The organism is Allobosea lathyri (genome assembly GCF_900108245.1).
In the GTDB taxonomy this organism is placed as follows: Bacteria; Pseudomonadota; Alphaproteobacteria; order Rhizobiales; family Beijerinckiaceae; genus Allobosea; species Allobosea lathyri.
This window is the reverse complement of the sequence record NZ_FNUY01000001.1, coordinates 138260-155127: the sequence shown is the minus strand read 5'-3', so window position 1 is coordinate 155127 and position 16868 is coordinate 138260. Positions and strand designations below refer to the sequence as shown.

The 16868-nt window shown below is 64.6% G+C and carries 12 protein-coding genes; 5 read left to right on the top strand and 7 right to left on the bottom strand.

The window, feature by feature from the left end; all coding sequences use genetic code 11:
* Nucleotides 1–7: 7 nt before the first annotated feature.
* The 7 genes from C4S73_RS00640 to C4S73_RS00610 all read right to left on the bottom strand — a co-directional run bounded on the left by C4S73_RS00640 (nt 8) and on the right by C4S73_RS00610 (nt 10719).
* Nucleotides 8–1243 (bottom strand): glycosyltransferase family 4 protein, encoded by a 1236-nt coding sequence (locus tag C4S73_RS00640; protein ID WP_103870551.1) that lies wholly within the window; start codon nt 1241–1243, stop codon nt 8–10.
* The gene (locus tag C4S73_RS00635; RefSeq protein WP_160115631.1) at nt 1221–2462 is read right to left on the bottom strand and encodes an oligosaccharide flippase family protein; all 1242 of its coding nucleotides are present in this window, start codon (nt 2460–2462) and stop codon (nt 1221–1223) included. Before C4S73_RS00635 ends, C4S73_RS00640 begins: the two co-directional genes overlap by 23 nt.
* Nucleotides 2452–4695: an NAD-dependent epimerase/dehydratase family protein gene (locus tag C4S73_RS00630; RefSeq protein WP_103870549.1), complete on the bottom strand. Its 2244-nt coding sequence runs from the start codon at nt 4693–4695 to the stop codon at nt 2452–2454. The genes C4S73_RS00635 and C4S73_RS00630 overlap by 11 nt, the downstream gene beginning before the upstream one ends.
* Nucleotides 4692–5960, bottom strand: a complete 1269-nt coding sequence (locus tag C4S73_RS00625) for a glycosyltransferase family 4 protein (RefSeq protein ID WP_103870548.1) — start codon at nt 5958–5960, stop codon at nt 4692–4694. The genes C4S73_RS00630 and C4S73_RS00625 overlap by 4 nt, the downstream gene beginning before the upstream one ends.
* Nucleotides 5957–6922, bottom strand: a complete 966-nt coding sequence (locus tag C4S73_RS00620) for an NAD-dependent epimerase/dehydratase family protein (protein WP_244595382.1) — start codon at nt 6920–6922, stop codon at nt 5957–5959. Before C4S73_RS00620 ends, C4S73_RS00625 begins: the two co-directional genes overlap by 4 nt.
* Nucleotides 6923–6940: 18 nt before the next feature.
* On the bottom strand, nt 6941–9109 hold the full coding sequence (locus C4S73_RS00615; protein WP_103870546.1) for a GumC family protein: 2169 nt from the start codon (nt 9107–9109) through the stop codon (nt 6941–6943).
* A gap of 296 nt (nt 9110–9405) precedes the next feature.
* On the bottom strand, nt 9406–10719 hold the full coding sequence (locus C4S73_RS00610; RefSeq protein ID WP_160115630.1) for a polysaccharide biosynthesis/export family protein: 1314 nt from the start codon (nt 10717–10719) through the stop codon (nt 9406–9408).
* A 586-nt stretch (nt 10720–11305) separates the two neighbouring features.
* On the opposite strand from C4S73_RS00610, the gene C4S73_RS00605 reads away from it, so the two are divergent.
* The 5 genes from C4S73_RS00605 to C4S73_RS00585 all read left to right on the top strand — a co-directional run bounded on the left by C4S73_RS00605 (nt 11306) and on the right by C4S73_RS00585 (nt 16858).
* Nucleotides 11306–12286 carry a UDP-glucuronic acid decarboxylase family protein gene (locus tag C4S73_RS00605; protein ID WP_103870544.1) on the top strand — a complete coding sequence of 327 codons (981 nt, stop codon included), beginning with the start codon at nt 11306–11308 and terminating at the stop codon, nt 12284–12286.
* Nucleotides 12283–13110, top strand: coding sequence for a WecB/TagA/CpsF family glycosyltransferase (locus tag C4S73_RS00600; RefSeq protein ID WP_103870543.1), 828 nt, complete (start codon nt 12283–12285; stop codon nt 13108–13110). The genes C4S73_RS00605 and C4S73_RS00600 overlap by 4 nt, the downstream gene beginning before the upstream one ends.
* 48 nt (nt 13111–13158) lie before the next feature.
* The gene (locus C4S73_RS00595; RefSeq protein WP_103870542.1) at nt 13159–14160 is read left to right on the top strand and encodes an NAD-dependent epimerase/dehydratase family protein; all 1002 of its coding nucleotides are present in this window, start codon (nt 13159–13161) and stop codon (nt 14158–14160) included.
* Nucleotides 14161–14333: 173 nt separating this feature from the next.
* Nucleotides 14334–15680 (top strand): exopolysaccharide biosynthesis polyprenyl glycosylphosphotransferase, encoded by a 1347-nt coding sequence (locus C4S73_RS00590; RefSeq protein WP_160115629.1) that lies wholly within the window; start codon nt 14334–14336, stop codon nt 15678–15680.
* A 95-nt stretch (nt 15681–15775) separates the two neighbouring features.
* The gene (locus C4S73_RS00585; RefSeq protein ID WP_160115628.1) at nt 15776–16858 is read left to right on the top strand and encodes an acyltransferase family protein; all 1083 of its coding nucleotides are present in this window, start codon (nt 15776–15778) and stop codon (nt 16856–16858) included.
* Nucleotides 16859–16868: the final 10 nt, after the last annotated feature.

The following is a 16868-nucleotide window of genomic DNA, read 5'->3' as shown; positions in this document are numbered from 1 at the left end:
ACGGCCTTTAGGCTGGCTGGTAGAGCCGCCGCAGGCTCTCCGCTATCGGCGTCCAGTCCCCGATCTCGATCGCCATGGAGTGCGCGTTCGTCGCCATCGCGCTCCAGGCGTCGGGCGGGATGGCTGAGGCTTCGACAAGGGCGGCAGCGACCGCCTTGGCCGTCAGATTCCCGATCACGATCCCAGCCCCTGTCGAGGTGATCTGACCGGCAAGGCCCGTTTCCATGGAGACGATCAGGGGAAGCCCTGCGAGAGCCGCCTCGAGGGCGCCGATGGGAACACCATCGAAGCGTGATGGCTGCACGAAGAAGTCCCATCCTTCCATCATCCGCTGTTTCGCCGCTCCAAAGCATGGGCCGTGGATTTCGACGGCGCCGGCAACGCCGAGCGCGGTCGCCATTCTGGCGATGATGTCGCGCTTCGGCCCGGTGCCGATGAAGACGAGCTTTCCCCTTCCGGTCGCGTGATGGAAGGCTGCGAAGCCTTCGATGAGAAGATCGAGCCCCTTGTGGACGATCTCGTAGCGGCCGCAATAGCCGAAGGTCGGAAACGCCGCGAAGGACGTCGTGCGGCGCGGCAAGGCAGGAACGCCATCGAGCGTGCTGGAATAGGCGGCATTGGGGACCACGCTGATCCGAGCGCCCGGGGCGAGGCGTCTGACGATCTCGGCCTCGCCAGTCGAGACCGCCTGGACGAACCGTGCCCTCTCGATCGCGCGGCGCTCGACGAGCCGCAGATAGAGCGCGGATTTCCAGTTCGTGATGCGACCGTTCCCATCGATGACATGGGAATAGCGGCCATGGACGGTGATGCCGAAGGCGAAGCCGCGACGGGCGAGTTCACGCGCGAGTGCCAGCAGCAGCGGCTGCCGTGCAGTGTGGATGTGGAATATCGTGTCCGGCCCGGCTCCGGCCGTGAGCGCTGCGAGCGTCAGCGAGCTGAGGCCGACGACATGCCGCCCGAGCTTACGTCCATCGAGCGGCAGCACGAGCGTCGGAACATCGAGCGGTTCTGCCACATCACCCTTGCCCGGCTGCCGCAGGAAGATGATTCCGGCGTCATCGCGCGCTGCGATCTGCTCGCGCGCGATCCTCCGGACGACATGGTGAATGCCGTTGGCGGCTGAAGGGTGAGGTCCACCATCGTCGATCACGACATGGCGGATGGTCAGCGCGATGCGGCCGCCTGCGGCGGCTGCCGACGCCTCCACGGCGCTCGATTCATGCAACAGATCGACGGTCATCGGCGATCATCCTCGTGAGGATCCATTGCGATGCGATCAGGCGGGCCAGGCTCGACACGGCCAGGGCGATGCAACTGCCGGCAATGCCATGGCTGATCGTGAGCGGCAGGAAAAGCGCTGCCGCCGAGATCGCACCGACTGCGTTGATGAGGAGCGCGAGCCGCGCCGCGTCGACCCCGTGCATGTAGGAGCAGACCATGTCCGCCATGTATCCGAGCAGCCAGCCCACCGCCAGGATGCGGATCGGCAGGACCAGACCGATATAGGCCGAATTCGCGCCGTAGAGGATATGCAGGACGAATTCGGGAGCAGCCAGAAGCACGCCATAGCATAGCAGGATCGGCGCCGCCCCGAGTCGGGCATAGACGCGCGCGGCCTGCCACGCGGTGCCATATCCGTCCCGGAACTTCTGCGCTGCCGCCTGCGGAATGACATTGCACAGGCCCAGCAGCACCGGATTGGCGAGGTTGATGACGTTCAGCGCGGCCTGGAAGGATGCCGTCGCCGCCGCGCCGAACAGGGCCGTTAGACCCCAGAGCATGATCTGGATGCGCGACGCACCAGTGAGATTATTGGCAAGAGACCAGCGGCCAAGCGACCAGAACTCCCGGATCGTCACCCGAAGCGAAGCCAGGTCGCGGAAATCAGGGCGCGTCTGAAGATAGGTGACAGCCAATGCCGCCATCGATGCCAGCGAAAGGCCAAGGAACACATCCGTCAGGACGAGGGGACCACGCTGCAGCAGAAACAGGACCACGAGCACCGGGCCGATATAGCCGACGATATCGCCGACCAGCGCATCGCGGTGGCGGAATTCGGCAAAAAGGCTGCGCCGCAACGCCTCCTGGGTTTGCCAGGCCACGAAATAGGCCAGTAGCGGAAACAGCAGCTCCGTCCGGCCCATGACGGCCAGTCCGGCCCCGACGATCAGGATGAGCGGCACGCCGAGAAGACCTAGCAGAGCGAGGCTCCGCCCGATCAGTCTCGGCCTGTCGCCGGCAGCCATAGCCGCGCTGCGAATGGACATCGGGTAGAAGACCAGCGAGCTGGTGATCACCTGCACGAGCAGTAATGTTCCCAACACCAACGCGAAAGTGCCGTATTCGGCGGGCGACAGATGACGTGCCAGCACGATGTTGAGCAGGAACGTCCCGAGGCTGACGACGCCCTGGTCGAGGAGCGTCCAGGACGTGCGCCGCAGATGCGTGCTAACTCGCATTGGCCAGTTTCGCCGCAACGCCCTCGGCGATGGCCGGCCGGGCGTTCGGTGCTCCGTTTTGCTGGCGTAGATCGCCATAGGCCCAGACCAGATAGGCGCTGGTCTCGCGCATCCCGCTGTCGAAATCGAAGCGTGGACGATATCCCAGCAGCCGGGCAGCCTTCTCGCTGCTGGCGTGCGCACGCGAGCGATAGAGGGCCAGCGCCTGCGGGTCCGGCAAATACTGCATCCCGAACCGCCGCCCGCCGCCGCCGAAATAGGTGCGCGTCACAAAGTCATGCAGCGGCTTGGGCAGCGCGTCATAGCCCGATTGCAGGGCCTGGCGCGCGGCTGGCCAGCGCACGATGATCTGGATGAGGCGCCGCGGATTGGCGAGCACCATCTTGAGATCGCGCATGAAGCCATGATTGGCCTTGGCGATGGTGTCCGCAGGCCAGTAGGTCGGCCGGGCAATCTGCAGGGCGCGGGCAATGGTCTCGAAGAACGACGCCCAGCTCACCGGTTCGGGTCCCGAGACGATGAAGCGTTCGCCAACCGCTTCCGGACGCTTTGCCGCCAGCACCAGCGCATCGACGAGATCGTCGATGTAGAGGACATTGCAAAGGCCCTCGCCGTGATCGGGCAGGATGACCTCGCCGGTCAGAAGCATTTCAGCGGGCGCATTCGTCCACGGCTTCGAGAAGGGCCCGTAGACGATCGTAGGCTGCACGATGCTCGCCTTGAGACCGTCTTCGCGCACCGCCTTGAACACGCGCGCCTCGAGGTCGAGCTTGTTGCGGGCATAGGTCCAGGAGACATCGCCATCGCGCGTCTCTTCTGTCAGCACGCCGTCGGGAAACGGCTCGTAGACTGAGAAACTGCTGACATAGACGAAGCCGGCGACCTTGCGCCGTGCGGAGGCTGCGATCAGTTGCTCCAGACCATCGAGATTGGCCTTGCGGGAGCGCGGGTCATAGGCGCAGTGGAAGACGTAATCGACGCCGTCGACACTGCGCGCGACAGCCTGGGGATCATCGAGGCCGCCGCTGATGAACTCCACCGGCAACCGCGCCAGACGCGTCGCCTGCCCGAAACTGCGGATGAGGCAGCGCACGCGGACGCCCTGTTCGACGAGGCGCTCCGCCAGCCGCCCGCCGATGAAGCCGGTCGCCCCCGTGATTAGGGCCGTGCTGCCCGGGGGAAGGCTCGGCAACTCGTCCCTGGCGACAGCGGCAGGCGATAGCGATTGCCAGGGCATGTCGAGCGGCGTGCGACTGGCATAGCAACGCTCGATCAGGGCGACCGAGCCGAGACCTTCAGCGCCCGAGATCCCCTTGTCGGTATCGCCGGCGACGCTGCCGCGAAAATCGCGCAATTCGGAATCGAAGAGTTCGGGGAAAAGCTGCATCGGCAGCTCGGCCGCCAACCGCCCCTCATGCCGGAAGGCGAGCGCATTGGGAGATCCCGCCAGGACCTGGTTCTTCGCCAGGTGAACCTCGACGAAACCGTCCGTTCCCTCGATGATGATGGTGCCGCGCAACTCGCGCGTGCGGCTGAGCTCCACCCGGCCGATAGCCCCCGACGCCATCCGGCAATCCAGGATGCAATCGGCCTCGACGCCGTGCTCCGCATCGTCGCGATAGGACAGCGAGGCGACATCTCCGAGCCACCAGAGCAGCAGGTCCAGCGTATGGGCACCGGTATCCATCAGCACTCCGCCGGCCGCCAGATCGCGCCGGAGCAAGGCGTCCGAACTCGTCGCCCAGTTGAAGACGAACCCCTCGCGGATGCTGAAGCGCTTGATCTCGCCGAGCGTTCCGGCAGTGAGCAGCGCCTTGAGCCAGCGGGCGGCATGAAGATAGCGCCGCAGCAGCCCGACCCGGAGCGAAAGCCTGCGCTCCCGCGCGGCCTCGATCATCGCCTCGCATTGCGCCGTGGTCACCGCCAGCGGCTTTTCCATGAAGAGATGCTTGCCGGCGAGCAGAAGATCGAGGCCGACCGGACCGTGCAGGACATGCGGAATGGCAACGATCGCCGCGTCGAAATGATCGGCGGCTTCGCGCCAGTCGGCCGCCCTGACGACGGCGCGACCCTTGCTCCCGAGCTTGCCTGCCGTAAGGGCCAGGCGCTCGGGCGAGCGGTCGATAAGCACGCTCGGCAGCCAACCGATGCGCCGGAGCGACGGCAGGAGGTGGTGGTCCACGACGGCGCCACAGCCGATGATGGCCAGCCGTTCTGTTCCAGACGTGCTCATGCAAGCGTTCCTCTCTGCACTGGACTGGCGCCATCGCGATCGGCCCGCGCTCGCGATGGAACCGGCGGCGGCAAGGCCAGCAGCCGCTCGTATTCGGTGAAAGCGCGGCTCGCGGCGCTCTTCCAGGTGAACTGCGTGGCGACACGGGCCTGGGCATGGCGCCCCATTTCCTGAAGGCCCGCGGGCATCCCGGCAAAGCGCGTGACGGTATCGACGAGCGCGCCGGCATCGCCGGGCTCGACCAGCGCGCCGCTCTTGTCGTCGAGCTGATAGGGAATGCCGCCGACATGCGAGGCGATCACCGGCAGCCCGTAGGACATCGCCTCGAGGATCGCCAAAGGGAAGGTATCGGCCAGCGTCGGGAAGACGAAGAGATCGGAGCGCCTGAACAGGGCGGCGACCTCATCGTCCGAGATCCGGCCGGTTATGACGATCTGCTGGTCGGGGCGATGTTGCCTGGCCGCGAGGCCATAGTCGATCTCCGGCCGCTTCTCACCGCCGACGATCAGCAGATAAGGGCATTTCAACTGCGAGAACGCCTGCAGCAATACCGGCAGGCCCTTGTTGGGCGTATGGTTGGCCAGGAACATACAGGTGATCTGACCGGCGCGCCGTTCGGGCAGGCCCAGCCGGCCCAAAAGGGCGGCATCGCCGGACGCATCTGCCGGGCGCGCAGCCGGCACGCCGTTGGGAACGATCGCGAGCGCCTCGCCAGCAAAGCCCATCTGCCGGGCGATGTCCTTGTCGGCCGGCGACAGCGCGAAGATGGCGGACGCACGCCGCACCGCAAAGGACACCGGCATCGTCACCAGCGCCTTCCAGGCCAGGCGCCGCAGCAGGCCGAAGCCGTAGATGCGAGCGCCATTGGCGATTTCGTTGAAGCCGTGTGTGGAGATCACGTAAGGGACGCCTGCCTGCCGGCAGGCATATGCGATCCGCGCGAGCTCCAGCGCCGGCATGGGATTGTGCAGATGCACGAGATCGAAGCGACCTGAGCGGATCAGCTGCGGAATGTCCGAGCGATAGAACAGGGTGCGGTACTTGTTGGGCAGGCGCAGCCATGACAGCGGCGGCGGCAACGTTACCTTCACAGCCGCGCGCTTGACCCTACTGTCGTCCACCGCCGCCGTCTGAGGCGCCATCATGCTGGCGATGGTCACCTCGCAATGCTCCGCCAGCGCGATACTCAGCTGTTCACCGGCCCGCCCTGCGCCGCTGACCGACAGATGTGGCGGAGCCACGATGGCTGCGAGGACCCTGATCATTGGTATTTTGCCGTCAGTGAGGCCGAGAGGTCCGGCTCGCGCCAGAGGTCCTTCAGCGCATCGTCGATCGTGAAGGCGGGCTCCCAGCCGAAGCGGCGGCGGATCTGCGTCGTGTCGGCGGCAAGGAATGGCCGGTCGACGGCGCGGACGCGCTCGCTGTCCTGCTCGAGCTCGAAGCGGATCTGCGAGATGTCGCTCAGCTTGTGCAGTATCTCGTCGACGGAATAGGGATGCGACGTCCCCAGATTGACCGTGACGGTCGTGCCCGGCACCGTCGTCTCGCTGGTGCCGATCGTCGCGAAGCCACGCGCGGCGTCCTCGACATGGATGTAGTCCCGCTTCGGCCAGCGGTTGCCGAGCCGGATGGTGGTGCGGCCGGCTTTCAGCTGGGCGACGATTTCGGGCAGGAGATGCGGATTGGTCTCGCCGGGGCCGACCACATTGAAGAGCCGCACGACGACCGCAGCGAGCGAACGTTGCTGCGCGAGATGGCGGACGTAATGTTCGCCGTGGAGCTTGCTCAAGCCGTAAATATCGCTCGGCGCCAGCAGCGCCGTGCTTTCGCAATGGGGGAGCGTGTCGGGCTTGTAGACCGCACCGCTGCTTGCATAGACGAAGCGGGTCTCAGGCGGCGCGGCGAGCAGCAGGTTCACGGTGCCGACCACATTGGTCAGCAGGGTCTGGGAGGGATCGCGCTCGCATTCGGGAATGTAGTGGATCGCCGCCAGGTGGATGATGACGTCGGGGCGGAAATCCGCGACCAGATCCGTGATCGCGCGCTTGTCGGTGATGTCGACCTTCTCCAGGCGGATACGGCCGAGCTCGCTGTCCGAGAAGCGGATCTGGCCGTAACGGATGTTGTCGACGACGCAGACCTGATGCGCGCCGCATAGCAGGCGAGTGACCTGCCGGCCGACATAGCCATTGCCACCGGTGATCAGGATACGATCATGTCCGCTCAATTTCGCCTCCATCGAAGGTCAATCGAATGCCGCGTAATACTTGCGGGATTTCTTTGCAGAGAAGGCGCCGCGGAACGCCTGATAGGTCCGGTACTCGTTCATTCTGACGCCCGTCAGCACGATTCCGTGGACGCGGGTCGATGTATCGCGAAGCCGCTTCAAGGCGGCCGCGACGATCGCTTTCGGCGTCTCGTGCCACCGCACAACCTGCACGACGATGTCGGCGACCTGCGCGAGGATGAGGGAATCCGCGACCAGCACCACCGGGGGCGCCTCGATCAGGACCACGTCGAATTTCGAGCAGGCCTCCTTGACCAGTTCGCCGATCGCGGCGTTGGCGAAGACCGCTCCACTTTCCGACAGGCCCGTGCGGCGCTGGACGATCGACAGCGACGTCGTATGCTCGCCCGCGACTACGGGCAGGCTGTTGCGCATGATCGCATTCCGGCGCTGGAGAACCGGCAAGGGTTCGACATGCCTGCGGTCGAGGAACTGGCGGCGGCTCACCGTATCCGCGACCATGTCCTCGAGTGCAGGCCGGGCGCTGTCGCCAGGCTCGCTGCGCGGCGAGGCATCCACGATGAGAACGGTGCGGCCCATCTCGACCAGGCACAGAGCGAGCGAGTCCACCAGCAGGGATTTGCCCTCGCCAGGAAGCGCCGAGGTGATGAGAACGACTTTCGAAGTTGCCTGAAACGAGGTCAGGCCCAATGAGGCGGCAATCCCCCGCACGGCCTCGCGCCGCTCCGCAACTTCGTGTCGCGCATCGGTGCGCGACCTCGCCGCGACCAGGCCAAGACACGGGCAATCGGTCTCCTGGGGAACTTCGTCCTCGGTGCGAAAGCCGGTATCGCGACGCTCGAGCAGGAAGGCCATGCCCGCTCCCAGCGCTGCCGAACCCAGCATGGCGAAGCCCAGAATGAGCGTTGCCCTGGGGCCCGATGGTGTCTCTATCGGTTCGGCTGCGATCATCACCTGTGCCGCCACGGGCTTCAGATCCGAAAGCGCCTGGGCCTGCACATAGTTCTCTCCCAGCGTCTTGAGGCGCGCGCGGATCGCGTCCGCCCTGCCCTGCAGGGTGCGAAGTTCCGCCTCGCGGGACCTGTTCCCGATCAGCGCCTGCTTCGCCGTCTGCGCATTGGCTTCGAGTTCTGCCTCGACCTTGCGCGCGTTGCTCGCATCCTCCGTGATCGTGGCGACGGCCTTACGGACCTCCTCGCGCAGGCGGCTCTCGATTTCCGCCAGCAACGACTTGGCGCGCTCGACATTGGGGTGGCGCTCGCCCGACGACGCCGCGAGTTCCGCGACCTGTCGCTGCGCGGCCTCTCTGCTCTCGATCAAGCGCTGGATCTGCGGCAGCGCTGCAATGTCGGGCGGAATATTGCCCCCGGCTACGGCTCTCAGCGCGCGGTCGAGACGAGCCTCCTCGTTCAGGCGCACGAGCGTGGCGGCGCTCGCCTGGCTCGAGACTTCGCGCATCCGCTGCTGTTGCAGGGCGCCGCCTTCCGATGAGGTCTCAACGATGCTGAAAGTCGCGCGGTATTCCGAAGCGGCAGTCTCCGCCACTTCAAGGGCCGTCCGGGTGTCCTTGATCTGCGCCGCATACCATTCGCTGGCCCGGCGCGCGGCCGCGAAACTCGTTTCGCTGCGGTTCTTGAGATAGACCTCGACAAAGAGATTGGCGACTTCCGCGGCGCGTTTGGGATCGTTCGCAGTGAAGCCGATGTCGATCAGATAGGAGCGGCTGTCGTTGCGCACGGTCAGATCGCGCATCAACAGCAGAATGTCGCGCTCCTCAGGCACGGTGCCCGCTTGCAGGCCCCGCTCGTCTTTCGTTCTGCCTTCCGCGGCCAGCCGTTCGGCAACCTGCCGGGCGATGGCGCGCGAGCGGACGAAGCGCGCCTCCGTCTCGACGAGGGCGGCGAGATCGACTGGAAAGCCTGAGCCCTGCCGGGCGCTGCCAGACTGATCGTCCCGGCTGAAGTCGATTTGAACCAGAGCATTGGACGTATAGCGCTTCTCGCTCGTCAGCAGCACGGCCAGTGCCCCGATCATGGCCAGCCCCATCAGTGCCAGGATCAGGCGCTTGCGCCGCCACAGGGTAAGCATCGCGTTGAGACCAACGCTCTCGAAATGCCGACGGACGTTTCCCTCCAGGCGGATCGGATTCTGAAAGGCCCAGTTCATATGTTCCACGACGGCTGTCCCAGGACGGGGTTCATTGGTGGCGGCTTTGGATGGCGGCTTTTGCCGACAGTGTTCTTGGTGACATCTGGTCCCTTGATTGGACGGAGTTGCGCTGGCGCATGGAAGGGGGGCTCTGGGAGTAATCCCATTGCGCTGCGCGGCTCGTGACGTCGGAAAGGCTCAAATCCTGCGCACTGTGCCGGGAAAACCGACGCTGGCGCGAAAATCCCCACCGCAAAACCAATCGCGGCGGGGACATGAAGGCAAATATCTCAAACGAAGCAGCAATTTGCCGATCACCGCCAGGTGATCGAAACCGGCTCGGCGGATTGGCTCGGGTCGCGCTGTCTCTCGACGCGAAGAATGTCGCCCGGCTCGAGCAAGGCGCTGTCCGTCACGGCAAAAGTTTCGCTCTTTTCGTCGCTGGTGCGGGTCACGAAGAGGCTGCGGCGAGGCGCACCGCCAGCATCCGCGACGAAGCCGACCTGGCGCAGCCTGAGTTCCCGCGCGGCCCGCGCCGCTGGCAGCGCCACCTCGATTTCGGCAATGCGCTGCAGCGTGTCCTGCAATTCGGTTCGGACTCGGCGCTGGAAGCCATCCCGCGCTTCCTGGATACGGATCTTCAGTTCACCGACGCTGACGTCGATATTGGACATGTCCCCGGAGAAGCGGGCGATGTTGCCGCGATTCCGCGCCTCCTCGCGCTGCAGCTCGATGCCGGTGTAGCGTCGGGCAAGTCCTGAGCTGACGAGCGCGTTGTAATCGACGAGATGCTGCTGGATCAGTTCGAGCTGACGCTTCTCGGAAGCCAGCTGCTCCTGAAGAAACTGCTTGTTTGTTTGCAGCCTCGGCTCCTGCTGCTCCAGCATCGCGACCTGCTGTTGCAGAGCCGCCATCTGGAAGGCATGCATCTGCGCCTCGTTCTGGAATATCTGGCTGACCTGCTCACCAGTCGCGGCGGGGCCAGTCAGTTCGTCGAACTTGGGAGTGGGCCGGCCATCGCGCTGCGCCTCCAGCCTGATCCGACGCGCCTGGAAGGAGACACGCGTGACCTCCAGCGTGCGCACCCGTTCATCGGCCTGGAGGAAATCCGTCCGCAGCACCGCCTGGGCCTGCTCCTCGGAAACGGTGAAACCGCCCGCAAGCGCCACGGCCCCCATCACAGAAACACCGTAGCGATAGGCATAGCTGCCGGAGGTCTTGACGTCCCCGACGACATAGATCGGCCTTGGCTCCGTCAGCCGAACGGAGACGACCGGCTTCTGCAGATAGCCATCGGACAGGCGCTGGGTGATGCGCTGCTCGATTTCCTTGATGCTCAGGCCGCGGACCGAGATCGGCCCGATCAACGGCACCGTGACGCTGCTGGCGCCGTCGATGACTGTATCGCCGGAGAGATCCGTCTGTCCGAAGACGGTGACGTTGATGCGGTCGCCGGGCGCGACGCGATAGATCGGCGGCTCGTCGGATGGAGCTGCGAATGCGGGTGCCGGAAACGAACTTCCAAGCAGGAGAAGCCCCACACGCGCCAATGCAGCGACCGTGCCCGGGCGCCTGCCGTCCCGAGGAAGCGCATCTGGCAGAATGGTGGAAACGCGTGCTGACATCATGGCTCGCCCCTCATCGACGCCCCCACGGATTGTGCCCGGCATAGGCAACCGCAGGTCCGTATCGACCATGCGAGCCAAGAGGCACGCGGGGTTACGAGCCTAGAACAGGGCGACGAGAAACCCTGCGCTATTCCGAGAAATCCACGGGCGCGATGGAGTTACTCCCAAGGCTCGGGCAGGATCGAACGGGCCTGGCCTGCGCGAAAATCCGCTCCGCCAAGGCGGTCGTGACGGAAAACAATCCAGCTTCCGCAGGAGGAGCCGGCACTTCGGCTGTCCGCGACTGTCTGGCCGTCCGGATCCCCCGGCGTGATTTCGCGGGACGTCATCGTTCTCAACCAGCCCGCGCCAACGCCAATACAGGTTCCAGGGCCAGGACAGGCTCCACACCCGCTTTCACCGGGGTACTCCGAAAAGACCGAGCCCAGACGGGTGGTCCCTCGAAAGCGTCAATTGCCTCGGCGGACCATCAAGTAAACGATGATCGCCGTGAGGAGCCTCATGTATCTCAGGTCCCCTCTTCATATTTGACGATATTTGACGGTCGGGTCTCGAAAGAAATTCGTGGCTCTCAAGGAATATTAAAATGAAACGGATTCTCGTTACCGGCGGAGCTGGGTTTATCGGCTCGCATCTGTGCCGAAAACTCCTGCATGGCGGAGATGATGTCCTTTGCCTCGACAATTATTTCACGGGCAATCGTACCAACATCTCTCAGTTGCTGCTTAATCCGAGCTTCGAGATCGTTCGGCACGACATTACCTTTCCGCTCTATGTCGAAGTCGACGAGATCTACAATCTCGCCTGCCCGGCCTCGCCCGTCCACTACCAGCATGATCCCGTCCAGACGACGAAGACCAGCGTCATAGGCGCGATCAACATGCTCGGGCTGGCCAAACGACTGCACGCCCGCATCCTGCAGGCCTCGACCAGCGAGGTCTATGGCGACCCCGAGATCCACCCGCAGCGGGAAGATTATCGCGGCCTGGTCAATATCAACGGCCCGCGCGCCTGCTACGACGAAGGCAAGCGCTGCGCCGAGACGCTGTTCTACGATTATCAGCGCCAGCACCGCATCGACGTGCGCGTCGCGCGCATCTTCAATACCTATGGCCCCCGCATGCATCCGCAGGACGGGCGGGTGGTCTCCAATTTCATCGTTCAAGCACTGCGCAACGAGCCGATCACGATCTATGGCAGCGGCAGCCAGACGCGGTCCTTCTGCTTTGTCGACGACCTCGTCGAAGGCCTGGTGAGGCTGATGAATGTCGCCGGCGAGGTCGCCGGTCCGGTCAATCTGGGTAATCCCAACGAGATCAGCATCGGTCAGCTCGCCGAGATGATCGTCGAGATGACCGGCTCGCAATCCACGATCGAATACCGTTCGCTGCCGCAGGACGATCCGCGCCAGCGCTGCCCCGACATCACCCGTGCGGCGGATCTTCTTCACTGGCAGCCCCGGGTGGAGCTCAAGGAAGGGCTGACTCGGACCATCGCCTATTTCGACGAACTGCTGGGCAAGGCCATCGCCCCGCCACAACATCTCGAACGGAGGGTCGTGGCATGACGCTCCACCGCGCCCAGGCGGACCCGCCGCGCGTCGACATCCTCGGCGTCCAGGTCAGCGCGATCACGATTCCCAGGGCTCTCGATACGATCTCGTCCTGGATCGCGGAACGCAAGCAGCGCTATGTCTGCATCACCGGCGCCCACGGCGTCATGGAGAGCCAGCGCAACGAGGCCTTGCGGGCGATCCACAATCAGGCCGGTCTCGTCACGCCCGACGGCATGCCGCTCGTCTGGATGTCCCGGCTGCTCGGTCAGCCCCAGACGCGACGCGTCTACGGGCCCGACCTGATGCGGGCACTCAGCGCATTGTCGGCCAAGCGCGGCTACCGCCAGTTCTACTATGGGGGCGATGCTGGTGTTGCCGACACCCTCGCCGCCGCGCTGACGCAGACCTATCCGGGCCTCGATGTTGCCGGCACGCTCAGCCCGCCCTTTCGGCCTCTGACGAACGAGGAAGACCTCGACATCGTCGATCAGATCAACGCGGCAAAACCGGACATCGTCTGGGTCGGCCTGAGCACGCCGAAGCAGGAATACTGGATGGCGGCCCATGTCGGGCGCCTCGACGCTCCCGTCCTCATCGGTGTCGGCGCCGCCTTCGATTTTCTGGCCGGCAGAAAGGCGCAGGCGCCCTTGTGGATGCAGCGCAATGGCCTGGAATGGCTCTTCCGGCTGGGCCAGGAGCCGCGGCGGCTGTTCCGCCGCTACCTCTGGATCGTGCCGGGCTTCCTGATCGCCGCGAGTGGGCAGCTCGTCAGACGGGCCGCATCCACGTTCAGGCTCAGAGCGGCGCAGCGCTTGCGACCGCCGACCATCGGATGAACCTCGACGTCATTTTACCATTTCATTTCAAGGACCAAGGAGCGGGATATGTCTGAGAAAATCGCACTTGTCACGGGAGCCGGCGGCTTCATCGGGCACCACCTCGTCGACCACCTCATCAAGAAGGGACGCCGGGTCCGCGGCGTCGACATCAAGAGCCCCGAATACGCGCCGACATCGGCCCATGAATTCAAGCTGCTCGATCTCCGCGTGGAGAAGAACTGCGCGATCGCGACGGCCGGCGTCGATGAAGTCTATCATCTCGCGGCCGATATGGGCGGCATCGGATACATCACGACCTCGCATGCAGCCATTGCGCTGCACAACACCCTGATCAATGTGAACATGCTCAAGACGGCCCGCGAGAACAGCGTGAAACGCTTCCTGTTCTCGTCGTCGGCCTGCGTCTATCCGCAATATCTGCAGACCAAGCCGGACGTCACGCCGTTGCGCGAGGACGACGCCTTCCCGGCCGATCCCGAAGAGGGCTACGGCCTCGAGAAGCTCTACATGGAGAAGCTCTGCCAGTACTTCACCGAGGATTGGGGCTTTCAGACAAGAACGGTCCGTTTCCATAACGTCTATGGTCCGTTGGGAACCTATGACGGTGGACGGGAAAAGGCGCCTGCCGCTATCAGCCGCAAGATTGCCGGGCTTCCCGATGGCGGCACGATCGAGATCTGGGGTGACGGCCAGCAGACGCGCTCATTCATGCATGTCGACGACTGCGTCGAAGGCATCTTCCGGATCATGCAGTCCGACTATGACCGCCCGCTCAATCTGGGGACGGACGAGCTGGTCACGGTCGACGAGCTCGTCGATCTGGTCTCGCAGATCGCGGGCAAGACCCTCGTCAAGCGCCATGACACCTCGCGCCCACAGGGCGTGCGCGGGCGCAACAGCGACAACTCCCGCTTGCGCGAGATCCTCGACTGGGAGCCGCGCATCATGCTGCGGGACGGGATGGTGCCAACCTATCGCTGGATCGCGGACATGGTCACTGGCGGCCGCGGCGAGGTGCACGTCCCGGCGAGCCAGGCTGCGGAATAAATTGAGCCGGCACATAGGCCGGGGGCGCCAGGGACGGGAGTCGGAGCGCCATGCAATGGGGCGTACCATCGGCAACGGCACAGATGGACTGGAGCAAGCTTGCTCCGTCCACGGCCAGTTCTCACCACGCGTTCAGGTGGTCGCCACGTCGGGCGGTCGTCGTTGCCGCGCTGATGACATGCGACTATCTGGCGGCGGCCATAGCGGTCGCAGCCAGCGAAATCCTGGTGCCGCCTGCAAGCTGGGCCTGGGCTGAGGGCGCGCTCGTACTCTTCGCCGCGCTTGCCCCCCTCCACGCCTTTATCGGCCTCTATGGCTGCTGGGGACCTTGTCCGATCGCCCGGCTTCGGCTTCGCGCCCTGGGCGCTATGGGTTTGGGCGTGGCGATGGTTGCCGTCACCGCCGCCTGGAACTCCACTGCGGACATGGCCGCCATCGGCGTCGTCACCGCGCTCCTGTTCATCATCGGCTACTATCTGGAAGGCATGGCGCGGCTGCCTCTCATGCAGAGCGGCCTATGGGGCGCGCCCACCGTCCTGATCGGCTCGCCCGAGCAATGCGCGCAGCTGGCGAGGACCCTGCTGGAACAGCCCAAGCTCGGCCTGAACCCGATCGGCATCGTCTGCGACCCGCCCGAAAGCGGTCAGTGGCCCGACACAGCCCTGCCGGTGCTCTGCGGCATGGCGGACATGCATCGCCTCCCCGGTGTCGTCGAGGTCGCGATCATCGCGGCGTCCGATCTGAAGGGGTCGGAGGTCGCGGAGGCTACTCACCTGTCCCGGCTGCCCTTCGCGCATGTGATCGTCGCGGAAGGCACGGGCGGCATCCCCAATCTGGGCCTGCGCACCCGCAATCTCGGGAGTGCGGTCGGGCTGGAAGTGCGCTTCGATCTGTTTCGGTCGGGCAATCTCGCCGTCAAGCGCGCGGTCGACCTGCTGGTCGCCATTCCCGCGACGATCGTGGCTGCTCCCCTCATCGCGATCCTCGCTCTGGCCATCAAGTTCGCCGACCCGGGCCCCGCCTTCTACCGCCAACGCCGTGTCGGCCGGGACGGGCGGGTACTGAACGTGCTCAAGTTGCGAACCATGTATGGCAATGCCGAGGAGCGGCTGCGCGAGCATCTGCAGGACAATCCCGACGCACAGGCGGAATGGGCGCGGTTCTTCAAACTCAGCGCCGATCCGAGGGTGCTTCCCGCGATCGGGCATTTCCTGCGCCGGTCCAGCCTCGATGAGCTGCCGCAGCTCTGGAACATCCTGCGCGGGGAGATGAGCCTGGTCGGCCCCCGGCCCTTCCCCGACTATCACATGAACAGCTTCGATACGGCCTTCCAGACCCTGCGCGTCAGCGTTCCGCCAGGTCTGACCGGGCTTTGGCAGGTCAGTTCCCGCAGTGGCGGCGACATCGACGTGCAGCAGGAGCAGGATCTGTTCTACATCCGGAACTGGTCGATCTGGCTCGATCTCTACATCATCATCGAGACGTTTCCTGCCGTCTTCACGGCAAGAGGCGCCAAATGAGAGAGGGCCGGATTCGCGTGCGGCAGCACGGAGCGACGTGGCTCCAGCCCTCCCGCATTGCCTAGGCTATCCGGCAAAAAGCTATGACTGCGCAGGTGGAACGACGGACCGAGATACAATGGCTGCGCGCGCTGGCAGCCTGCGAGGTCGTGATCTGCCACTCCAACCTGCTGACGAAGCATTTCACGACCGGCACGATCACGCCGTCCTGGTACCAGCCACTCTCGGCGATCGGCGTGGAGCTGTTCTTCGTCGTCTCCGGCTATGTGATCTGCATGAGGGTCGGTCCATCGCAGAAGGCGGGAGCGTTCCTCGGTTCCCGCATCCTGCGCCTCTATCCGATGTACTGGATCTTCACGAGCCTTGCGGTCATCGCTTACCTGCTCAATCCCACCTGGCATCTGAACAACTTCGCCCCCGATTTCGTCTCCATGGCGAAATCCTATCTGATCCTGCCGCAAATGGGCTTTCCGATCCTCGGAGTCGGCTGGACGCTCGAATACGAGATGATCTTCTACGGCTCGGTTGCCGTGATGCTGCTGACGATCGGGGGCAGCAATTCGGCCAAACTCCTGCTGGCCTGGCTGCTCGCCGCTCTGGGCGCGATCGGGATCATCATGGGTGGACCGCCGAGCCCGATGATTGCCGGCGCACCCGGAGCGGGTTCCAATGCCATCCTGTCCCACATCTTCAGCCCGTTCATGCTCGCCTTCGGCTTCGGCTGGCTGATGCGCCTGCTCGAAGAGATGAAACCGCATGAAAGGGGGCTGAATGCGCTCCCCTTCGGGCTGCTTGCCATAACGCCGTTGTGGCTCGCACCGGAATGGGGATTGCTGTCCAGCTACCGCATCGGCGTCGCATCCCTCATCTTCGCGATTTTCATCTCCTGCCGCAGGATTTTCGTGGACGACGCGCTCAACCGCTTCGTCTGGAAGCTCGGCGACGCCTCCTTCAGCATCTATCTGTCGCACTGGCTCGTTCTGTCCGCCTGCGGGAAACTGCTCGGCCGCTTTGACATTCCCGCATCGTTCGACGTGCCGGTGCGGATCGTCGGCATCGCCTTCAGCATCGCGGTGGGGGTCCTCGTCTTCGTCACCGTCGAGAAGCCGATAGACCGGAGACTGCGGCGCAGGAGCCCCGTGATACCCGCCGGAAAGCCAGTGCCGTCGGCGCTGTAACGGCAGGTGA